Raw genomic sequence first — 22,639 nt, 5'->3', positions numbered from 1 at the left:
ACTCCTCTGTATAGTTTCCTATCCTCTTTCTATTGCTGCCAACCATTCAGTCCGCCTCTAGCAATCCTACGCTTTTGTTCAACTCCCATTTGAATAGACGGACTAGTTTCATAGAGCCATCGGCAAAAAAAGAAATCCCCGTCGACTTTTCATCCGGATAGATTCTCGCCGTCATTACTTTTTCTCCGTCTTGTATAAACACCTCTACAGAAGACCGATCCATGAATAGACGAAGGTGCAAGGTATTATTGGACAAGTCAATAGGCGCTTTCCGAATGCCGCCCGGTCCTTTCCCGGAGCAGTTTCGATCAAGCGTCACTGTATTCTCTTCCCGGTTAAAGAGCAAAACCGTCTGCTCATTCATCGCTTCATTAACTCTCAATTTGATTCCCGCATGGACAGCCTCTGACAAATCAATCAGCATTTCCATTTCATAGCAATCGCCGGATAGACCGACCAAATGAAATTCGCCCGTAACATCTACATTGACGTATGCCGTCATGCCGCCTCGAAGCTTCGCCAGCTCCGGAATCGGCCTGCAGCGGATACTGCCGTTTTCCAGAAACAGCTGACGCGGCAGTGTCATGGCTCCAGCCCACTGCCTTGCTTGCTCAGGCATCCGGCTTTCCCACATCGCCATCCAACCGATCAGGATGCGTCTGCCTTGCCCGTCTTCCATCGTCTGCGGGGCATAGAAATCAAACCCGTAATCTAACATTTCAAAAGGTCCGTGCTCGAACTTTCCAGTAACATAATCGAGCTTTCCGAGCATATAGCCGGCTTGGTGCAAATTGTGATATTTGTCCCCTTCCGGTTTCATGCCCTGCGGCGACATGACGAGCACATCCTGCCCCTCCAGCAGGAAAAGATCTGGACATTCCCACATAAACCCGTCGGTTTCTTTACCGCCGCCCTTTGCAGCTATGCCGATAAATTCCCAGTCCAGCAGGCTTTCCGAACGGTAAAGAAGAATTTGGCCGACATGCTCCTGCGTCCGGGAACCAAGAATGCAGTAATAGTAATCGTCTTTCTTCCATATCTTCGGATCGCGGAAATGATGCGGATGAATATTCCCTTCCGGTGCTTTCCGAATGACCGGGTTCTCTATACATTTATCAAAATGGATGCCATCGGGGCTGGAGGCCAAGCACTGCGCCTGCTCCAAATCGGTATCCCGGTTACTGCCTGTCCATATGTTTCCGGTATACATCAAATACAGCCTTCCGTCCTTTTCAATCGCGCTGCCGGAGAAACAACCGTCCCGGTCATACGCTTCCGATGGAGCCAAAGCAACCGGCAAATCGGTCCAATGAACGAGGTCTGCGCTTTTCGCATGACCCCAATGCATGTCATCCCAGATGGACGAATAAGGATGATGCTGATAAAAAAGATGATATTCCCCATTAAAGTAACAAAATCCGTTAGGATCGTTCATCCAATGAGCGGGCGGTGCAACATGGTAACGCAGACGCCAATAATCATCGGTTATTTGCTTGCCTGCTTCCATAACCGAACGGGTAGCTTTATCGGCGAGTGCCTGATGCTGATTCATTTCTTCCCCTCCAACCAGTAATGTAATAGTAAGGCGAGCTCGTTTATTATTTAATTGCCCCCTGACTAACGCCTTTGATGATAAACCTTTGACCGATCAAGTACGTAATGAGAATAGGCAGGATGGTCATCAGGATTGCCGGTATTAGCAATTCCCAGTTATTCATGTACGTTCCGTTGAAAACTTTCATTTTGATCGGCATCGTATAATTTTTTTCTTCGCTTAAGATCAGCGACGGCAGCAGATAATCGTTCCATATCCACAGCACGTTCAAAATGGCGATCGTCATCGATGTCGGTGCGAGCATAGGCAGAACAATTTTAAAGAAGGTCTGTCTGCGGGTACATCCGTCTATTAAAGAGGCTTCCTCCAATTCATAGGGAATCGATTTGATAAACCCGTGATAAATGAATACCGAAAATGCGCTGCCAAATCCGACGTACAAAACGATCAATAATATGACCGGCACCGTTTCAATTAAATTCAATTTTGCCCCGTAAATATAAATAAGCGGAATCATGATCGATTGAAACGGAATGATCATGGATGCAACCATAACGGAGAAAAAAGTATTATTGAATTTGGTTGTATTTCTTACAAAGAAATGAGCCGCCATTGCCGAGAAAAGCAGTATAAAAATGACGCTCACTGCGGTAATGAGGAAGGTGTTTTTAAACGTAACCAAGAAATTCATTTTCTCGATGACATCCCCGAAATGGCTGATATTCAAGCTTTTAGGCAAGGAAAAAGGATCCTCAAGTATTTCTCCGTTACTCTTAAATGAGTTCACAATGAGGAGGAAAAACGGGAAAGTAAAGGACACTAACGCTACGATCAGCAGCAAATAGGTCATGATTAGGGATAAACGGCTTTGAATAGCCATTAGGACTGCACCTCCATTTTCTTGCTGAAATAAACCTGCACTCCGGTTACAGCGGCAACTATGACAAACAGGATGATCGCTTCCGCTTGTCCGACGCCGTAGTTAGTTTCCAAAAATGCTTTTTGCACGACGTGCATGGAGACCATCATCGTGCTGTTGAAAGGACCGCCTTCCGTCAACGAGAAGTTTATATCGTAAACCATAAAGGCGCTTTTCAAGGTCAAAAATACGGTAACGACGAACGAAGGGATCATAAGCGGCAGTGTCATTTTAATTAACCGCTGCCATAAGTTGGCGCCATCAATGGTTGAAGCTTCAATGACATCTTTCGGAACACTAATTAGTCCTGCAATAAAAATGATCATCATATATCCGGCGGATTGCCAGATCGTTACAATGACAAGCGCCCAAAAAGCCAAATGCTCATCGCCGAGCCAGCCTAGGCGCAGCAGCTCGATTCCTAGTTTTTCCCCAATTGCCGGCAGCGATTGAACAAAAACAAACTGCCAAATGTAACCGAGCACCAATCCCCCGATAAGGTTTGGCGTAAAGAGGGCGGTTCTAAAAAAGTTTTGACTTTTAATGCCGGAAGTAACTAAATAAGCCATAACAAACCCAATCACATTTACCAATACAATAGTTGCTCCAACGTACTTTACCGTTAACCACAGCGAGTCCCAAAACTGCGAATCTTTAAAAGCCGTTATATAATTTTCGATTCCGGAAAATTCCAAAGGACTCACCGGAGATGTCATGTTCATCAGAGTAAGATAAAATCCGTATGCGAATGGAACCAACAAGGCAATCATAAACACAATCATGGTGGGGCCTGTGAAAAACAACTGGTTTCCTATTCGTTTGATTAAACTTTTTTCTTTTAACATAAGCTTCATCACATCCTAAAACGATTTTAACGATCAAATGGATGAACTTAATCCTCACCCATTTGATCATTTAGATTAATCAAACTTATTTTTTATTTTTGTAGTAGGTTTCAATAGCCTTGGCAAGATCTGCACGGGATTCCTTTTTGACAATATACTTTTGAACATCCGGTGCAATTATGCTGCCCCAGTCGCCGGCATTCGCATAGTTTGTGCTGAACGGTATCGTTTTACCTTGCTCGACCGCATCTGCAATCGCTACACCGAGCGGGTTCGTAACTCGGTATGGATTGTTCTTGAATGCAGAGATGACTTGAGCTTTATTCACTAAGAAATCTTGGCCTGCTTCGTCGTATACAAGCCAGTTCAAATATTTTTTGGCTGCCTCTTGCTGAGCTGGAGTCGCATCTTTGTTTATCATGTAGATATTTGTAGGACCGGCAACAATTTTGTTGTTCAACGGATTGTCAGGGTTGTTGTCGACAGGAAGAGGAATGAATCCAAAAGAGTCGCCTGCAACTGCCTTGAGCGAATCGAATGCCCAGTTTCCGTTGAATAAAATAGCAGATTCGCCTTTACCTACTGACAAATGCGCATCATCATAATATTTTCCCAGAGGACGCTCGCCATATTTGTTGTATTTCTCGGATACTAACAAGTCCATCGTATCGTAGTAACCATTCCATACCGCATTGCCGGCTAAATCGAATTTACCCTCTTTCAATTGTGTTACAACCGTATTCGGATCATCAGCTTGGTTCAAAAATTGTGTGCTGAAGTGGTTGCTTACAGACCAATGCTCCGTTTGGTAAGCTACAGGGTATTTCGCTCCTGAAGCTTGAATTTTATCAAGCAATTGTTTTAATTTGTCGCGTGTATTAATGGAAAATGGATCGAAAGAACCGCCAACCGCTTTCTCGACAACTTTTTTGTTATATACGAGACCAAAACCTTCGATTGAAAACGGGAAACCGACAATTTCACCTTTAGGGTTTTTAAATCCGTCTTTCGTTTCTTCGTTCCATTTTTCCTTTGAAAGATCGATACCCCAGTCTTTGTATTTATCGAGCGCCGCCCCCGGCTCCATCATGGCTATGGTTACGGTATTTCCGGACGCAGTAAGCTTATCGAAAATATTGACTGAATCTCCAACCGCTCCTGTGTAGGCCTCAACAATAATGTTCGGGTTCGCCGCCATAAAATCTTTAGCCGCTTGTTCATTTTGGGAAGCGATTTCACCTTTGCCATTGGTTATAATAATCGTAACTTTTTCTTGATTGGAACCCGCTCCCCCGCTGTTTGATTCTGACTGGGCTGCAGAGTTTGTCGTGTTGGCAGTGTCTGAAGATGATTGGCCGCAAGCTGTCATTCCGATAGCAAGCACGACGGCTAGAATTAAAGCAAACGTTTTTTTCAAATAAAACCCCTCCATTTTTTTGTGTTTTATTTATGAAAAGACCAGTTAAGGCCTTAACACCAAAAACTTGAGACCGGTTTCAATCAGAACCAAAAAAAATCATTCTTCCTGACACAAACAGCAATATTGCACCTCACTCATAAATCATAATTGTAATTTATCATAGTTTGAGACCGGTTTCAACATAATTATTATTTTGACTCCATGAATTTTTCACCAAATACCCCAATAACTTAATATTTACAGTAGGTTCTTGTGAAAAGAACACAACGATATTGAAAAATATATGTTGGGATCGGTTTCAAACTTTTAAAGCAGAAAAGTAGTCATCTGTTATCACAAACATATAAAAAAAGCGTGATCTGCTTATTATCGCAAATCCGCTTCCAATTATTCATGGCAGTATAATATACCCTACAATTACGTCGATTTTCGAATGATCAATTCAACCGGAAGTTCATAAGTGGCCGGAACCAAATCGGGATTATTTAGATGCTCAACCAGCACTTCCATCGCCTTTTTGCCTATTTGGTCAACAGGCTGGCGAATGGTCGTTAGGCCGGGATCCAGCATTTCGGCAACAGGCTGATCATCAAAGCCGATAATGGCCAAATCGCCGGGAATCGAAATACCATGCTCCTTTGCAGCTATCATTAGGCCTCCGGCAATCTCATCGCTTCCCGTAAAGACAGCCGTCGGACGGTCATTCATCTCAAGAATCTGCTTCATGACGCGTTTTCCGTCTTCTATCGTGTGCTGATTGACCAAAACCCAGCTCGGGTTTACCGTTATTCCCGCCTCTTCCAGCGCTCTTTGATAACCCCGATTACGGTCTTTATCTTTCCCGAATTCGGTAAACAATCCCCCGGTACAGTAGGCTATTTTCCGGTGGCCTCTTTCAATTAAATGCTTTACCCCCATATATGCCCCTTGATATTGATCCAAACGAATCATGGAAACATTGGCTTCACTGACATATTCATTGCAAAACACAATAGGCCCATGCTCAGTATACGGCTTAATGACCTCCCAGTCATTCTCAATGGACGTCATAATAATGCCATCCGCTTGTTTCGTTTTCAACAGGTTTAAAAACGTTAATTCTTTCTCTTTATCCTCATTGCTTTGGCAAAATAAGGTTTGGTAACCTTGCTGATAGCCGGCCTTTTCGATCGCATCGACCAAATACGAGAAAAACGGGTTAACAATTCTCGGCACAATAATGCCGATGGTTGTCGTCGCTTGCCCTCTCAGCCTTCTAGCTGAAAGGTTCGGTGTGTAATTAAGCTCTTCCATGGCTTTCAACACCAATTCTTTTTTTTCATTTGAAATATGGGGATAATTATTTATTACGCGGGAAACGGTCGATTTCGACACGCCCGATAATCGTACTACATCCGAGATGTTCGCCACTTGTTAGTCACTCCAATAAAACTTAAATTGTGAAACCAGTTTCATTTTATCTCAAATCAGAAAAAAAAACTACTGCCGATTTAATTAGCGTGGTTTCATAGGGCCGCGGATAATCAGTCTCCGCAAGTTCCTCGCCGCTTTGGTGAAACCCTCCAATCCGTCAATCAGCGGATCATGTTGTTCTATGTGAAAACCACCGTTATATCCGACCAATTGGAGGGCGCTTATAATGTCGGACCAGGTTTTTAAGTCGTGGCCGTATCCGATGGTCCGGTAGTACCACGAACGGTATTGTGGCTGTTCCTGGGGCTTGGGATCGAGAAGTCCATATAAATTGAGGTTATCCTCGGAAAAAATCATATCCTTGGTTGATACATGATAGATCGCTCCGGCAAATCCGAGAATTTTTATTGCTCCCACCGGATTGATTAACTGCGTCCACTGATGGCTTGCATCAAAGCTGCATCCGATTACCTCACCTACAGCTTGGCGGAGTCTTAAAACATCTGCCGGAGCATGTACGGTAAAACCTTCATGCATTTCTATTCCAATTTTCACCCCTCGGCTCGCTGCGTATTTTCCCATCTCCCTCCAATAAGGGATCACTTTTTGTTCCCACTGCCATTCAAGAATCTCCGGGTATTCCGGCGGCCAATATACATAGGAAAAGTTTGGATATAACGTGCTGTCAGGGGCACCCGGATTACCGGAAAAACAATTCACGACGGGTACCCCCATTTTTTGCGCCAAATCTATCGTTAGGGTTAATGTGTAATGATGCTGGTGGGCGATGCTTTTATTAGGATGAAGCGGATTGCCGTGAGCGCTAAACGCGCTAATATACATACCTCTCGACTCAACGGCTTCGAGGAAGGTGTTGCGCTCTCGCTCATCCGCGAGGAACTGAGCAGGCTTGACAAAGACATCTCCGGGATAATTCCCCGTTCCAAATTCCAATGCCTCGACTCCTTTGGACCGGACAAAATCAAGCATCTCATCGAAAGGCAGACTATAGAATACGCCCGATACAAACACCCCAAGCCTCATAAGAATAACCTCCACGTTTCTTAATCACACTTATGATCAGACTCTACTTTTCATTTCAATTGATTACTAATATAATCTGCTACTCTTACAGATAAGGCGACAGTTGTAAGTGTTGGATTAGCTGCTCCAATCGAAGGTAAGATGCTGTTATCGGCTGCATAAAGACCGGATACACCATGGATTTGACCATACCGGTTCGTTGCTGAAGTAGAGGGATCGTCACCCATCCGGCAGGTAACTGACTCATGGTAGTCGCTCCCAGGAGGCATGAGGCATATGGGGGGGTGACTATCTGTAGTATGAAAAGAAGCTCCCATGGCTGAAACAACCTGAGTTAACGCAGATGCCATCTGATTAATAATTGCTTTGTCTTTTTCACTATAGGAAAACTGAACTTGTATTTCCGGTACACCGTACTCATCCCGTTTATAGGGATCCAGGTAAACCTGGTTTTCAAACCGCGATTCAACCTTTCCGAAGGCACTGATGCCAATAGACAGCTCATCCTGCAAAGGCTCTTGTTCATAACGTTGATACCAAAGGTATCCCTCCGGGCCACCCATTTGAATTTGATAAGGACGGCTTTGTGTTTGCGGAATCATCACACTCATTGGTCCTAAAACCTCTGGAAATTGCTTGCGGCTCACTTTCACTGTAGATAAGAGAAAAGAATGATTCGTTAAATAATGGCCGATCGCTCTTCCTTGTATGCCTGAGTGAAGTAAAAGACGAGGGGTTTCAAACGTGTTTCCCGACAAAACAACGGTCTTTGCTTTTAGAAAGTATGGTTTTTTATCGAGCGACATCACTTTAATACCGGCCGTTTTTCCTTTTTCGACAAGCACTTCGACAGCACGGGCATTTACAGCTAAATCAAAGGACTTTCGATTCAAGCCGTAAGCGAGCGCAGAGATGGAGCTCCAAAATACGTCCGAATGAATTTGTCCATAATTGGTTGGTACAAGATCAGCAGGCGTAGGAACATCTGCAGCTTCAGGAAATCCATTATACCGAAGTCTGTTTAATATGTTCTCTTGAAAGGATGATCCCTTCGTATACCCGTTTGAAACGTCCATAACCTGTTCGGCGATTTTGTAGTAAAAATCCATTTCTTTCTCCGTTACCGGCCATCCCGTCATTTCAGAAACATCCATCCGGGGGGCGGACATTCCCCAAAATAAAGTTCTTCCCCCTAATGCAAACAGCTCTCTTGCACCTGGAAATTCAGGAAGCGATTTACCAATCCATTTGGATACCCCTCGAAAATAGGGACCAAAACGCGCATTATTCATCGTTGGAATATTCCGTACATGCGTAGGCAGCAGGAGGCTTCCTCTTTCAATGATGCCGATTCGTTTCCCGTTATTTCTCCACCGCTCACATAACCTTCGGAGGACGGCTCCTCCCCCTGCTCCAGTTCCGACAATAATCACATCATAGTCCGTTTCAGCCATCTGCTCCAAAGACGTAAGCGGAATCCAATGTTCGAGCATTTCTTCTGATGAAGGATCGAAGGGACATACTGGAACAGAGATCTGATCCGCGATTGGCCTTTTAAAAGGAGGAAAATTAACATTGATGCCGGGGATATTTATTTCGGGACTTGGAATATGAGGATTTAAAGTGAGCAGGTCATTTAGTTCAAAACCATATTTTTTTGAAATCCCGCTTAAAGTATCTCCCTCTTTAGAGACGTAGATCCTCATGCTTACACATCCTTACTAATTGAACTCTTCAGATTAGATGCAATCACTAAATATATGTACATGAGTCACTTTTATAGCACCAGCGTACTGCATAAATAAAAAAAATGGTTGGTCCGGATGCAATTTGCAGCCGGCCCAACCATTTTCGTTTTTTTGTTTATTAAGCTTTGTTCGAAGAACCAAACTCACGCATTTTGCCTTGAACCGTTTGTTTAATCGCATCACGGCCTGGTGCCAAAAATTTACGCGGATCGTATACTTCTGAATCAGAAGTCAAGATTTCACGAGCGATTTTTGTAAAAGCGATTTGGTTTTCTGTGTTTACGTTGATTTTTGCAGTTCCCAGCGAGATTGATTTCTTAATATCAGCAGTTGGGATGCCTGTACCACCGTGCAATACCAATGGAAGCTTGATTGTTTGGCAAATTTCTTCCATTTCTTTGAAGCCCAGGTTTGGTTCGCCTTTGTAAGGACCATGTACAGAGCCTAGTGCAGGAGCAAGGCAGTCGATTCCTGTACGTTCAACAAGCTCTTTACATTCTTTAGGATCTGCATAGATAACGCCGTCAGCGATTACATCATCCTCTTGTCCGCCAACTGTTCCGAGTTCAGCTTCAACGGAAACGCCGCGCTCATGCGCGTATGCAACAACTTCTTGAGTTGTTTTTACGTTTTCTTCGAATGGCGAGTGCGATGCATCTATCATAACGGAAGTAAAACCAGCTTCAATCGCTGCTTTACATTTTTCAAAGCTGGAACCGTGGTCTAAGTGAATAGCAACCGGAACCGTGATTTTCATTTCTTCAATAAGGGATTTTACGATGGAAGTTACAACCGTAAAGCCTCCCATGTAACGGGCAGCACCTTCAGAAACGCCAAGAATAACAGGTGATTGCTCTTCTTGAGCAGCGCCCAGGATTGCTTGCGTCCACTCCAGGTTATTGATGTTGTATTGACCAACAGCGTAACCTTCTTTTAATGCTTTGTTCAACATTTCTTTCATTGAAACTAATGCCATGTTAAATCCTCCTTCAAAATAATAGCAATTTAATGACTCGACCTTTCAATCATACCCAATTCAGCTGCAGTTTAAAAATAGTGTTCAAAAGCTGCAGTTGTACTGGCACGAACGGAATGGGTTTTCCTCGTTCACGTTCTACTCGTCAGTCTACATGTTATCACAAATTTCGTGATAAGACTACCTATTGTGCATCATGATAAGCGGAAACTAAACGTTGAATGTTCGCTTCTTTATCTGCAATATATCTATTTAAATAATCATTTTCATTCCTTGTATTAAAGGCTGCAGCTATAGAATTGATTTCTTTTTCCAACCATTCCAATGTGACTGTTTCGGATTCCAAAAGTTTTTTCCTCCGCTTTGCCTTGCTCCATTGCTGAAGAAATAGACGAACGGAAAGTAAATATTGAAATCTATCCCACGGCATTTTACTCTCTAATCCTAATCGAATCGTTCGTTCATATAGTTTTACAGCCTTCTTCATATCCGTTACCGTGAAAAATTCCATAAACACACCATATTCCTGTAGATATTCTACCCCCTGCATCGAGCGGAATGCTTTATTCGCTGTACTGATTGCCCGATCATATTCGCCTAATTTCAGCAGAGGACTAATAATATGACTGTACGTATTTTGTGGAACGGTACGGCATTTTATTTTACCTTCTAATATGGGTTTAACGGCCTGCATCCCTTTTTTGTTATGATTAATCGTAAAATAATATTTGCCGAACAAATTCTGCTCACAGGCTTTGCAGTCGGATAATTGATCTCTCGGCGCAGCCCTCCATTTCTGATAATAAAGAGCCGCTTCCTGCGTTTTCCCTTGCGACAGCATGAGGTTTACTTTTTGCTGATAATAAGCCCTTAAGGAATAGTCGTACTTTAAGCACTTCTCTCTAAAATCATCAAAAACGGATTCAATCTGCTCCAAACTAAATTGCGGCAAGCGCCAAATCTGGTTTAATACCCACTTATAATGCCACATAATCATAAAGCTGGAATACTCGCTAGGCTGTTTCTCAAATTTGGATAAGCACCAAGAGAATGATATAAATATTCTCTCCGGGCAACCGCATTCTAGTGAAGCCGAGGAATAATCCATTCTGGCGTCGTATGCATCTTCTTCTGTCAGATACTTATCAGCGATACGAATGGCTTCTTCCATTAAGGCTAGCTTCTGTTTTCCATTTGGCATTCTCCACGTCTCGCTCTTTAAGCCGTCATAACGGTTTTTCATTCGCTTACTCACCCGCCTGGGCTAAACCCATGTTCATGAAATGCAATAAAGATTCGTTCATCAGCTTTAATTCTTCGGAGCTCATGGTATGGTTGCCCATCAGCAGCGCTTGCGTATAGAACAATTCGATACAAACCTTTTGAAGCTTGGGATCATCCGAGGCGATGGCCTTCCGAACGATCGGATTGTTATAGTTATAACAAAGCCGTGCGAACGATTCCTCATATAACTCCGTTCTTATCACATGCACAATATTAGCGAATAGCGGATTCGATTCCTCTTCGCTTTCTTCCGCCAGCTTAAAGAAGTTTACTTCCTGATTCGTATTATAGAGCACGGGAAGATCTGCGGGCTCAAACCATCGTACTAAGCATCGGCACTGAAAATTTTGAAGCAGCCTATCAGATAGATCCAGGAACGGCTGAACTTCTTGCTGCTCCTCTTGATCCAATTGTTCGAACCGATTAGAGAACTCAAGAATATCTAAAATAGTGAGATTAATATGCTCCATCACGCTAGTAATCTTGCGAACAAGTTCAAAGTCGTGGACATAACCTCCATTAATGACCATTACATTTTGAGATTTAGCCACTCTAGCTATTTGCCTGAATTCGTCTATCGTTGAAGTCAACATTACCGAAGAATGACTTTTCACAATAGCCGTCATATCCATTTCACCAAAGGAAGTCTCGAACCTCAGATGAGGAATAAATAATTCGTACAGATCGTCATCTTCAACAGCCATTGCTTTAATTGAGGCATAGTGAACAAGAATGACCCGTTTGAACAACTCCGGATTCTGCTCTGCTAATGCAACCAGATGTTGTTTGATGCCTTCTCCTAATTCATCTCTAACCGAGAAGAACAAATCATTTTCTTGAAAAGATTCACGTGATGCGGTTGGCTTCAAGTTCTCCGTGTTGATTATTCCATTAACGAAAAATGCCCACTGGGGCAAAATGTTATTCATTTTGTCGGAGAGCAGCATATTTTTCAAATAAACTTTATGCTTCTTCTCTTCTTGCAAGCTAACGGAGTATGGAAGAATATAAGCAATCCCTTCTATTCCGCCTATAGCAGAATGTAGATGAATGATATCCATCGGTTTGTTATAGGTCGATCGCTCTAAAAACTCCAATGCGGCTTGTTTGTCCATTCGCCACGGGGGTAACGATTCGTTAATCCTCCGTTCGTATTTCTCTTCAGCAAGATAAATGGGAGCAGCCAGAAACTCTCCGTATTTTTCAAGCAGCTCCTGCACCCGATAAAACTCGAAATATTCTTCGTACTCTGGTTTCGCTTTAATATATACGGTCGTTCCGATTGCAACTTGTTTTTTTAATTTTTTAATATGATAGGTGCCATCCGGCTTTCCCCGCCACTCCAATGAATCACCTTCCAGAGCAGAGCGGGTAATCAATACGATCTCATCGCTAACCACGAAACAGGATAAAAGTCCAACACCGAATTGACCGATAAAGTCATCTGACGAATCCATGTTGTCCTTCTTGGTCGTGCTTCCGATTCTAGCGAGGAACTGTTCGATTTCAGATTGCGTTAATCCGCACCCATTGTCCTGAAAGGATAATGTATGGTTAGAAAATAACTCGACCTTAACCTTATCGTCAAAACAATGGCCCAGTTGCTTTCTAGCAGTAATTGCATCTGCTCCGTTCTGAAGCAGCTCTCTTATAAAGACGCCTGGATCAGAATATAAATGATTCGATAGCAGATCGATTATCCCTTGCAAATTCACTTGAAAATTCATGTCATTGTTCATCATTTACCTCTAGATTCTGTAGTCGTCGTCTCTCCACTTCTGGATGGACTTTTTAATGGCATCAGGTGACAATTGATCTGCAGCTGCTTTATTGCAAAGAGAAGGAAATTCGTCATCGGAGGCAAATCGCAAGGCTACAATTTGCTTTGTGCTAAGTCTCGGATCCAGCAGCTTTTGAGTTAATACAAAGTGCCGGAGATTTTCTTCGGCTCGTATCGCCCGGTCCTGTGCTTTTAAAGGATAAGAGCGGACTAACAGAAAAATAACGATAAACATGATAGAACTCATTAGAAAAAGGACTGCGGGAAAAATCTGATTGCCTGCATTCAATGATCTTACCAGCTCTACTATAGCTGAGATAAACAAACCTGCTGTCAAAAGGGTAAGCACAACGTGAAAAAGAGGATGTATCCTTCGATGATTTTTATAGTTTTGATATGGATGACTCATTTTTCTCCCCCATTTTTTGATTGTTTGATTGATGGCTCTCTTAGTTTAGCAACTCTCTTCCATATTTGGTAGTGCTAAAATAGAATGCAAATCAAAGCCGGCTCATGATCATCTCTTAGTTACAATACTTTTACTTACTATATAAAATTTCAGCTCTTACGCTTGGCTGTATATTCAGCTATACTTTTTTTGAGCTACTTAAGGAGGTTATATATCATGAAGACAATGAAACTAGGAAGCAGCACCTTAGAGGTGCCTGTCGTTTCAGTCGGCTGCATGCGAATTAATTCGCTGGACAAAGCCGGGGCTGAGAAATTTGTACAATCTGCGCTAGAGGAAGGCGCTAATTTCTTCGACCATGCAGATATATACGGCGCTGGAGCCTGTGAGGAAATATTCGCAGATGCCATCCATATGGATGAGAATATTCGTGAGAAGATTATCCTGCAATCGAAGTGCGGCATCCGGAAGGGAATGTTCGACTTTTCCAAAGAACATATTTTAGAATCGGTAGACGGCATCTTGAAGCGGCTGAGAACCGACTATTTGGACATTCTGCTGCTGCACCGTCCGGATACGCTGGTAGAACCGGAAGAGGTGGCGGAAGCCTTCGATATTCTTGAAAGCTCGGGAAAAGTGCGGTATTTCGGCGTCTCCAATCAAACTCCAATGCAGATCCAGCTGCTGAAGAAATCGGTGAAGCAGCCGATCGTTGCGAACCAACTACAATTAAGCATCACCAACGCCAACATGATCTCGAACGGATTTAATGTGAATATGGAAAATGAAGCCGCTGTGAACCGCGACGGCAGCGTGCTTGATTATTGCAGACTGAACGATATCACTATTCAGCCTTGGTCGCCTTTCCAATTCGGATTTTTTGAGGGCGTATTCCTCGGAAACGACAAGTTCCCGGAATTGAACCAAAAAATCGATGAAATCGCAAGCAAATATGAAGTTAGCAACACCACGATCGCCATTGCGTGGCTTTTGCGCCATCCCGCACACATGCAGCCGGTCATCGGCACGATGAATATCGACCGCTTAAAGGATTGCTGCAAGGCAACCCATGTCCATCTGACTCGCGAAGAATGGTATGCGATCTACCGTGCGGCAGGTAATGTGCTTCCGTAAGCGGCGAGATCATCCTGTAGCCCAGATAAATAAGAGACAAGTGTACAAAATTAGGTTGAATTGAAAAAATCGTACGGATAACCGTACGATTTTTTCGATTTTTCACTTTTATAAGCTGTTACTCCATGATCTGTGCTAAGTTTATGATTTCTGATGGTGAAAGCGCTCCTTCATAAATACGCAATTCATCCATCGAGCCTTTGTACGGAGTATCCCACCAATTAACACCTAAGCTGAAGCTGGCATCGGTAGTAGTAAATATATTAGGGAAGTTCATTCCTGTAAACTTCTCTACACCGTTAACATAGACATGAATAGCACCGTTATCAACGGAGAAAGCCAAATGTGTCCATTCCCCTTTATTGATTGTCATACCTGTGACAGCATCATACCAACTACTGCCGGACCAGACCATGGTGTTTCCGCCTGCTGGACCATTCGGAACGAGACTTACCCAGTTATTGCTGTCTCTAGCGCCGAAGAAAGTCGTTGTAAAAGTTGTTAATTCCTCAGGCTTTAACCACAACGATACAGAGTACGTGTTGCTTGAGATTAGCCCGTTCGGTAAGCGTACACCAGATGCTCCATTAAACACGGAAGCTTTACCATTCTTACCGTCAACATAAGTAATTGTGCCGCCTGAATTATCAATTCGATTACCAGTTACAGTTCCTGTGCTAAATTTACCCGTAGTGTCACTCAGGTTATCTTCAAATGCATAATGAGCCACTAAACCGGCAGCTTTGTATGGCAGCACAGTAATTGTAAAGCTTTTAGTTGCATTTACGTTACCTTTTGAAATAGTAGCAGTAAGTGTAACCGTCACAGGGTCAGAGCCTGCCTCCGGCCGATTGATGACTCCTGTCTCCGTGACAACGCTGGAATCTGAAGTCTCCCAAGTAATTTCTGTATGTCTGGTACCTTCTGTAGGAAGTGCCAGATTGGAAATGACGTTCGCTGTATCGCCAAGATCCAGATCTTTCAAAACATCGGCTACAATTTCCTCATCGGTTTTATCTGGCAGTTTACTTCCCCAGACGGATACTCCTTCTTCGGACATCGCCGTAAATGACATCACATAAATTTCCGAAGTGGGATCCCATAGACGTACAAATACTCCGTTATAGGTGACTCCATCCACGGTTAATTCCGCTTGGTTATGGCTAGTCTTTTTCCATTCGCCATTAACATCACCAGAAATGGTATAGTCGTCGTTTAAACGAATGAATACAGAGCTTCTGATCGTTGCGGAATTATCTTTTACATGAGTAATGAATTTGTATTCACCAATCAAATCCTGTGTGTTCACTTTATCAAGCGTTTCACCCGTATAGCGGTATGGCGCAACCACTGGCCAGCCATCTTTATTCATAAACATTTGGTGAACCCGAACCTCATGCATCTCACCTGTTTGTGGGAAGCGTGAATGAAAAATCAAGAACTGCTGGCCTGTTTCAGCATCATAGTAAACGGAATTATGTCCTGGAGAAACATAACCGGAGCCAATTCCTGTTCCTGGATCTCCAACTTTTCTTTCAAATAAGAAGTTGCCCATTAGTTTGTTGCCATAGGGAGCATTATCTGTATTGCCTGGTAAAACAGCATTTTGTCCTTGTGCATCTACATAAGGACCATCAGGCGTCGTCGACCTGAATTGTCTCATATTATAGCCGCCGTCTGCACCTAACCACCCATAGGTTACATACAAGTAGTAATAGTCCGTATTCTTATCATATACGACATAAGGACCTTCGCCTGATTTGAAATATCCGCCTGCAATTTTTGTTCCGAAATACCGATCAACAAGTCTGCCGTCGGCTGTCGTTCCATCTTGGCCTGGATAGATGGCTTTACCTGTGGTTTTGTCGATTTCAAGCATAAAAATACCGCCGGACCAAGATCCGTACGTCATCCATAGTTTTCCATTCTCATCATAAAACAAAGTAGAATCTATCGCATTTGGATAAATACCATTCGCATAAGATCCATTTGCATTAAACCACTCAGATCTTGCTCCTGTTAACGTACCGTTTTCGATAAGCTTTTTAATATTTGTATTCGTCCATTTCTTATTAATCACACTATTGTTATCATACGCATCATCTCTGGTAAATCCGGAATATACAACGGTATCCCCATACTTATACGGTCCTTCTATATTTTTAGATACCGCAAAACCAATCGCGGAACGTATATAAGTAGAGGATGCGCTATAATACATCAGATAAGCACCGGTTGTTCCATCCTCATTTATATAGTCTTCATTCCAGAAAACATCAGGAGCCCAAATGGAATACCCGCCTTTGCTATCAGAATCATTCTCCCCAGCCCAAGCAAAAGAGCCTGCTAGATTCTCTGATAAATCTCCATATAATGCATTGCCGGGCGTAGTATACCCATTTGTAAATCTAGTCCAATTTATCAAATCCGTTGACTTGGCAGCATCAATATGAGAACCGAATACATAATACGTATCACCATCTTTTATGATCGAAGGGTCGTGAACAGACACATTTTGAAAAACTGGAGCTTCACCTTGGTAATCAAGATGAGGCTTGTTACTATTTTCGCTAGGCAGGCTATCTGGTTGGTCTGTACCCTCGCCAAAAACAATACTAGGTACCAGTAATACAAGCATTAAGAAAAGGAGTGTAAATGTCCGTACCAAACTTTTACTCATTCCAGTGTTCTCCTCTCGCTTCTAACCTTTAATGAAAGCGTATCCATTTTATCGAAGATTGTCCTTCTCTTTCCCGAAGTATGTAGGTTAGATCATCACCTCTTCTATTTATGGTTTTACTTATAGTTGATAAAGCGCTTACACATCACGATATTATTAATGTATTTATCAACATATTAACAATACTATAAGTATTGTAAATCCTCAACAAATACTTTGTTACAATTGTATTACGTATACTAATTAATAAATTTATTAATAAGCCTCAACATTGACTAAAAATAGGTTCAATAAAACTTGCCATTACTTATGATACGGTTCACGGTATAATCTCTACGCCCATGCAAAATTCGATGAATGATTACTATATCATCAATAATCCTGTAGAATACCAAATATGGATTCACCACAATAAATCGGTAGCCACATTATTCCCTCCTGCCAGGAAAGCGCCCCAGCCCGAAAAAAAGTTTGTTCCGCCTGCAATAAAAACCAAAGTATGATCGTCTTATACATAGCTGCAGCCCGAAAGGAGGAGTCGCCCATTGAACCCAACTGAAAACGAAGCGTTTCGAAACCTTTTCTATACGTATTACCCAGTTGTCCATCGCAAATTAACAGCGTTGCTGCGTGACGAAGCCGCCGCCGAGGATATGGCGCAGGAAGTGTTCCTGCGCCTGTACCGCAACCCTCCCGATCGGCCGGAAGTCGTCGGCGCTTGGCTGCAGCGTGTGCTGACCCGCATCGCTTACGACGCAATCGACCGCAAACAGCGCGAACGGCGACTGCTCGAGAAGCAGGGCCGCCAGGTGCAGCTGGAAGGGAATGGCGAATTCGCAGTGGACGATGAGATGCTCAGACGCATGAACCACGAAGAAGTTCGCGAATGGCTTGACGCGCTCCCCGATCGCGACCGCCAAGTGCTGATGCTGCGGTATTCCGGTTACAGCTATGCCGAGATTGCCGAGCAGATGAAGGTCAATCCGCCGCTCGTCGGCACCTTGATTCATCGGGCCCAGATTAAACTGAAACGGCGGGCGGAAGCTCGGCCGAAGTCGGTGTAGACTCGCACCGATCGATTGAATAAAAAGGAGGTCCCATCCTATGAAAAAGCAACAACTGGACGATGCTTGGTTGAAAATGCAAGACCGTTTAAAGCAGGAACCCGAAAGTGCAAAATGGACGGCGTTCTCGGAACGGAGTCGGCAAGAAAATGAATCCCCGGCCGAGCGGCTTCAGGAATCGAATCTTGCGCAGAAGGAAACCGGGAAAGCTTCTATCCACCTGTCCGCTCCCTCGGCCGAGCAGAACAAGGCCAAGCGAGCATGGTCGGAATGGCTGCAGCAGCGCAAGCGCTGGATCGCCGGAACCGCCGCCGCCATTGTGCTCGGCGTAGCGCTGGCTACCCCCGCCGGCAATCAAGTGTTCGCTTCTCTGCTGAACCAGTTCCGCATGGAGCAGCTTACGGTCGTGAAGGAGCAGGATTTGGAGAATCTGTTCAACTCGATCGAGGGAGCATCGGAGAGTACGATGAATCAATACGGCGAGTTCGCGCACTTCTCGGAAGGCGATTATGTGTCCTATTCGACGATTGAGGTATTGCAGGAAAATGTGGGGCGCGAGTTAGTGATACCGGAAATCTTCCGGTCCGAGGAGCCTCAGAACCTCCGCATCGGCGTTTCCCCTTCGCGAACGATCACGATGAAAGTGAATGTGAACGAAATTAACGATACCATGCGCAAGCTGGGAGCCGACAAATTGCTTCCGCTGTCGATTGACGGCAAGCAAATCACATTGACCATGGGAAAAGCGGTAAGCTTCGATCTGTATCCTAACAAGACGCAGACCTCTTATAACCTTTCCCAGCAGCCGACCCCGTCTATAACCGTAGAAGCAGGCGTGCCGATGGCGGAAGCGCTGGAGGCCGTGCTGCAGTTCCCGTTGATTCCGACGCATCTGAAGCAAGAACTGAAACAATCGCACGTCCTGGACAGCGGCTCCGCCCCCCTGCCGATCGTCATGCCGGACGGGTATGAACAAATTCAGATCGCAAACATCGAAGTGCTGTTGACCGACCTGAATACGGCCAATGGGAGTTACTCCGCTGTGTGGGCGAATGACGGCCAGCTGTTCACCTTCAGCGGCACGTTCCCTGACCGGGACGCCTTTACTTCCATGCTGAAGGAGATGATCGGTTCGTGACAGAGACGGCACGCGAAATTGTCATCCAGACCGATCGGTTAACGAAGCATTACGGCGGCGGGCGCGGCTGCCACGACATTACACTGACCGTCGGGTCCGGGGAAGCTTTTGGCTTCCTCGGGCCTAACGGCGCTGGCAAGAGCACTTTTGTGAAATCGCTCGTCGGGCTGATCTTCCCGACTTCCGGAAAGGGCACCCTCTTCGGCGCCCCGATCGGCTCACTGGAAGCGCGCAGACAAATCGGCTACTTGCCCGAGCTGTATCGGTACCAGGAGTGGCTCACTGGTGAGGAAGTGCTGTGGCTGCACGCCCGACTGTGCAAACTCAATAAAGCCTATGCGCGCAAACGCATCAATGCCCTGTTGATGGACGTCGGCATCGGCAAGCGTGGGCGCGACCGGGTGAAGCAGTATTCCAAGGGCATGCAGCAGCGGCTAGGACTTGCTTGCGCGTTGCTGCACGACCCGAAGCTGCTGTTCCTGGATGAGCCGGCTTCCGCGCTCGACCCGATCGGCCGGTACGAGGTACGCAACATGCTGCAGCAGCTGCGCAGGGCCGGCAAAACGATTTTTCTCAACTCTCACTTGCTGGAAGATGTAGAGATGGTATGCGACCGTGTCGCATTGTTGAACAACGGCCGTATCCTGACCCAGGGCTCTGTCCGGGATGTGCTGCAGGAAAAGACGCGGTGGACACTGCGGGTGGGTGGTATGCTGCCGGGTGATTTGGACAAGCTGATCGAGACGACCGCTTTATCGATCACCTGCCCGGATCCGAATCCCGACGCGGCGGGCGCGGTCTGGATCGAAGTCGAAGTGGCGGAAGAAGAACAACTGGGGTGGCTGAATACCGTGATTGTGGAACGAGGCTTAACCTTGTACGAGGTGCAGCGCATGAAAAACCGGCTGGACGAATGGTTTATGCAGACCCTTTCAGGTTTGGACCAGAGAGGGGAACGGGAATGAGCACGATCATCATCATGACCTGGAAAGAAATGCTGCGTAAACGCGTCATGCTGCTGACGCTAATCATGACACTGATATTCTTGCTCGCTTTCTGGTTTGTGGCGAGGACCATCGGCATGGAGTTCGGCAATCCCAATCTGGATCCGGGATCCATGGAGCAACTAATCGATCATTATATGCAAGGCGCCATAACACTGATCCTCGGATTTTTCTTCGCTTCCTTCGTGGTCGCCTTTCTCGCGATCTTCAGCTCCGTCTCCGTGATTGCGGGCGAAGCCGAACAAGGCGTGCTGCAGGCGCTGATTCCGCGTCCGCTTACGCGTAAACATTTTTACCTAGGCCGTTGGATCGGCTACGTCAGTCTGGGCGTCGGTTACGCCTTCCTCCTATTCCTCACAATTTTAGGCGTGACCGAATACCATTCCAGCGTGCCGGGCAGTTGGGTGTCGCTCGCCAAGGCGTTCCTGCTATTCGCATCCGTCGTCCCGCTGCTGGTCTCGATTGCCATGCTCGGTTCCTGCTATATGTCCGCGATGGGCAATGGCGTGTTCATGACCATGCTGTTCGGTGCAGGCTGGCTTGGCGGCATGCTGAACAAAATCACCAGTATGGGAATGTTCGTGCAATCGGAGGAGACCTTGCACATGATCGGAGGCTTGATGGACATGGCAATGCCCGCCGATGCGCTGCAGCGCCGCATGCTTGCGGAGATGTTCTCGCTGCAGGAAATGCAGCCGTTCACCGATCTGGCACCAGAGTCACTCGGCCCGTTCGGATTCGCCGGTATGCCGTCCAACGCTTTTTTGCTCTATGCTTTGGGTTACCTGTTGCTCGTCCTGTTTCTTGGCGTTCGCGCTTTCCGCAAAAAGGATCTTTAAGTCCGTCAAACGCGGGACGTAGATCTCCATAAGATTCTTATTTATTGCTTGACTTGAGATAAACACACTTGCATCCCGTTTAGCCTCGTATTTAATATTCATCCAAATTTGTAAACCGTTATTATCATCTCCGGTAAAAGCATTTTTTTGAACTTGCCCCTTCCGCCAAACAGGCGGAGGGGCTTTTGCTTTTCGTAAGCAAAAGCCCCCCTCCAAATAACGCGTCGTTCTTTGACCAAAGAAACTCGTAAGAGCTCACCTGAGGAGAGTCCATTTTCAAACGACCATCGGAATTTCCTGCACTCTTTTTCCAACATAATGCTACAACACATTATTACATCATGATCTCGATTTTTGTTTTAAATGCTTCAAGCCATTCCAAGCTATTAACGTCCAGCGCATCATTGTTTACCGTTCACGAAACATTTGAAAGTCAATAATATCAAGCTGTTTCCTCCTATTATCTGTCACCTTTTGAAAGGAATCAGACTTGCTCCAGGGCCGACATTCGGACAAAGATTTTTGTCTAAATATTTTTATGTACCTGGTTTATAACTCGACAGAAAATCTATTACAAGCTTGCTATAATCTAGTTAACTCTTAATACTAAGTTGGGGGGAATGGAAGAATGGAAGCTATTTTATTCTTCATATTAAATCTTATGATGGTAGTCAAACGGGATATGGCAAAACAGACCGATAAAGGTAAACCAGCATGTCTTGGCATAGTCTATTCGTTTGAAGCGTACTTGATTGAGAAGCAATCGTTATCCGTCTTGCCGGATATGCCAAAGAATAATGAGACGCTGCAGCCATTCATCCCCATACAGAAAAGCCCAAACCGTAACCCGCGTACCGAATGGCAGATTTGGTGCGAGAATAATAGAATGTTATTCCAGAACTCTGCTTAACGTTATTCTTACGGGTTAGATAGCTCTAATTGTCATATAACATGGCATAGATTGTGATTTGTTGTTGGTATAACGCGGTTAACCAATATTCAATTGGGAGGAATGAAAAAATGAAAACAATTTTCTTCTTATTCTGGAATTTTATAATGGGAATCAAACGAGCCACTATCAAACAGCTTGATAAGGTAACAGCATGTCTTGTTTTAATCTATTCGTTTGTAGCGCGTATGATTGGGAAACAAACGGTAGCCACCGCCTTACCGATCAGGCAGAAGCATCCTTATAATAATCTGCAGCCATTCATCCCTATTCAGAAAGACCTGCAAAATAACCCGCGTGCCGAATGGAAGATTTGGTGCGAGAACAATAGAATCTTATTCCAGAGTTCCGCTTGATAATCTAGTTCAGCGTAATTTCTTTAGGGCAAAATGGAAGGTCACCCTCATTCGGGTGGCCTTGAGCAGAACGGATTTCCTG

Annotated in this window: 20 protein-coding genes; 7 read left to right on the top strand and 13 right to left on the bottom strand. The window is 44.7% G+C overall.

Annotation, left to right across the window (positions count from 1 at the left end):
• Positions 1-46: 46 nt before the first annotated feature.
• From ASG81_RS02085 to ASG81_RS02035, 11 genes are all read right to left on the bottom strand, one after another.
• The gene (locus tag ASG81_RS02085) at positions 47-1,552 is read right to left on the bottom strand and encodes a glycoside hydrolase family 32 protein (protein ID WP_056628477.1); all 1,506 of its coding nucleotides are present in this window, start codon (positions 1,550-1,552) and stop codon (positions 47-49) included.
• A gap of 46 nt (positions 1,553-1,598) precedes the next feature.
• The gene (locus ASG81_RS02080) at positions 1,599-2,435 is read right to left on the bottom strand and encodes a carbohydrate ABC transporter permease (protein ID WP_056628475.1); all 837 of its coding nucleotides are present in this window, start codon (positions 2,433-2,435) and stop codon (positions 1,599-1,601) included.
• Positions 2,435-3,319 carry a carbohydrate ABC transporter permease gene (locus tag ASG81_RS02075; RefSeq protein ID WP_056628471.1) on the bottom strand — a complete coding sequence of 295 codons (885 nt, stop codon included), beginning with the start codon at positions 3,317-3,319 and terminating at the stop codon, positions 2,435-2,437. Before ASG81_RS02075 ends, ASG81_RS02080 begins: the two co-directional genes overlap by 1 nt.
• Positions 3,320-3,404: 85 nt before the next feature.
• The gene (locus tag ASG81_RS02070; protein ID WP_056628469.1) at positions 3,405-4,736 is read right to left on the bottom strand and encodes an ABC transporter substrate-binding protein; all 1,332 of its coding nucleotides are present in this window, start codon (positions 4,734-4,736) and stop codon (positions 3,405-3,407) included.
• 420 nt (positions 4,737-5,156) lie between these two features.
• Positions 5,157-6,149 carry a LacI family DNA-binding transcriptional regulator gene (locus tag ASG81_RS02065; protein ID WP_056628466.1) on the bottom strand — a complete coding sequence of 331 codons (993 nt, stop codon included), beginning with the start codon at positions 6,147-6,149 and terminating at the stop codon, positions 5,157-5,159.
• An 84-nt stretch (positions 6,150-6,233) separates the two neighbouring features.
• Positions 6,234-7,196 (bottom strand): sugar phosphate isomerase/epimerase family protein, encoded by a 963-nt coding sequence (locus tag ASG81_RS02060; protein WP_056628463.1) that lies wholly within the window; start codon positions 7,194-7,196, stop codon positions 6,234-6,236.
• Between the two features lie 50 nt (positions 7,197-7,246).
• Positions 7,247-8,488 (bottom strand): GMC oxidoreductase, encoded by a 1,242-nt coding sequence (locus tag ASG81_RS02055; protein ID WP_327205140.1) that lies wholly within the window; start codon positions 8,486-8,488, stop codon positions 7,247-7,249.
• A gap of 574 nt (positions 8,489-9,062) precedes the next feature.
• A complete protein-coding gene (locus ASG81_RS02050) occupies positions 9,063-9,920 on the bottom strand; it encodes a class II fructose-bisphosphate aldolase (RefSeq protein WP_056628457.1) in 858 nt (285 codons plus the stop codon).
• A gap of 184 nt (positions 9,921-10,104) precedes the next feature.
• Positions 10,105-11,091: a hypothetical protein gene (locus ASG81_RS02045; protein ID WP_235548700.1), complete on the bottom strand. Its 987-nt coding sequence runs from the start codon at positions 11,089-11,091 to the stop codon at positions 10,105-10,107.
• A 76-nt stretch (positions 11,092-11,167) separates the two neighbouring features.
• Positions 11,168-12,931 carry an HSP90 family protein gene (locus ASG81_RS02040; protein ID WP_235548699.1) on the bottom strand — a complete coding sequence of 588 codons (1,764 nt, stop codon included), beginning with the start codon at positions 12,929-12,931 and terminating at the stop codon, positions 11,168-11,170.
• Between the two features lie 21 nt (positions 12,932-12,952).
• Positions 12,953-13,393 carry a DUF6526 family protein gene (locus tag ASG81_RS02035; RefSeq protein ID WP_056628448.1) on the bottom strand — a complete coding sequence of 147 codons (441 nt, stop codon included), beginning with the start codon at positions 13,391-13,393 and terminating at the stop codon, positions 12,953-12,955.
• Positions 13,394-13,609: 216 nt separating this feature from the next.
• Between ASG81_RS02035 and ASG81_RS02030 the strand changes: the two genes are divergently transcribed.
• Entirely contained in the window at positions 13,610-14,527 is a 918-nt protein-coding gene (locus ASG81_RS02030; protein ID WP_056628445.1) for an aldo/keto reductase, read from the top strand.
• Between the two features lie 118 nt (positions 14,528-14,645).
• Here ASG81_RS02030 and ASG81_RS02025 read toward each other — a convergent pair whose 3' ends face one another.
• Both ASG81_RS02025 and ASG81_RS30555 read right to left on the bottom strand, forming a co-directional pair.
• A complete protein-coding gene (locus tag ASG81_RS02025) occupies positions 14,646-17,207 on the bottom strand; it encodes a LamG-like jellyroll fold domain-containing protein (RefSeq protein ID WP_081417069.1) in 2,562 nt (853 codons plus the stop codon).
• Between the two features lie 287 nt (positions 17,208-17,494).
• Positions 17,495-17,620, bottom strand: coding sequence for a type II toxin-antitoxin system RelE/ParE family toxin (locus tag ASG81_RS30555; RefSeq protein ID WP_327205139.1), 126 nt, complete (start codon positions 17,618-17,620; stop codon positions 17,495-17,497).
• Positions 17,621-17,752: 132 nt separating this feature from the next.
• Here ASG81_RS30555 and ASG81_RS02020 point away from each other — a divergent pair, with 132 nt between their 5' ends.
• The 6 genes from ASG81_RS02020 (at position 17,753) to ASG81_RS01990 (ending at position 22,557) form a co-directional block, all read left to right on the top strand.
• The gene (locus ASG81_RS02020; protein WP_056628442.1) at positions 17,753-18,271 is read left to right on the top strand and encodes a sigma-70 family RNA polymerase sigma factor; all 519 of its coding nucleotides are present in this window, start codon (positions 17,753-17,755) and stop codon (positions 18,269-18,271) included.
• 40 nt (positions 18,272-18,311) lie between these two features.
• Positions 18,312-19,409, top strand: a complete 1,098-nt coding sequence (locus tag ASG81_RS02015) for a hypothetical protein (protein WP_056628439.1) — start codon at positions 18,312-18,314, stop codon at positions 19,407-19,409.
• Positions 19,406-20,374, top strand: coding sequence for an ABC transporter ATP-binding protein (locus tag ASG81_RS02010; protein WP_235548698.1), 969 nt, complete (start codon positions 19,406-19,408; stop codon positions 20,372-20,374). Before ASG81_RS02015 ends, ASG81_RS02010 begins: the two co-directional genes overlap by 4 nt.
• Positions 20,323-21,252 (top strand): ABC transporter permease subunit, encoded by a 930-nt coding sequence (locus ASG81_RS02005; RefSeq protein ID WP_235548705.1) that lies wholly within the window; start codon positions 20,323-20,325, stop codon positions 21,250-21,252. The genes ASG81_RS02010 and ASG81_RS02005 overlap by 52 nt, the downstream gene beginning before the upstream one ends.
• A gap of 628 nt (positions 21,253-21,880) precedes the next feature.
• Positions 21,881-22,162: a hypothetical protein gene (locus ASG81_RS01995; RefSeq protein WP_056628431.1), complete on the top strand. Its 282-nt coding sequence runs from the start codon at positions 21,881-21,883 to the stop codon at positions 22,160-22,162.
• Between the two features lie 110 nt (positions 22,163-22,272).
• Positions 22,273-22,557 carry a hypothetical protein gene (locus ASG81_RS01990; RefSeq protein ID WP_056628428.1) on the top strand — a complete coding sequence of 95 codons (285 nt, stop codon included), beginning with the start codon at positions 22,273-22,275 and terminating at the stop codon, positions 22,555-22,557.
• Positions 22,558-22,639: the final 82 nt, after the last annotated feature.

It is taken from the genome of Paenibacillus sp. Soil522, from assembly GCF_001428245.1.
GTDB lineage: Bacteria > Bacillota > Bacilli > Paenibacillales > Paenibacillaceae > Pristimantibacillus.
Note: the sequence above shows the minus strand (reverse complement) of the source record. Positions and strands in the feature narration are given on the sequence as shown.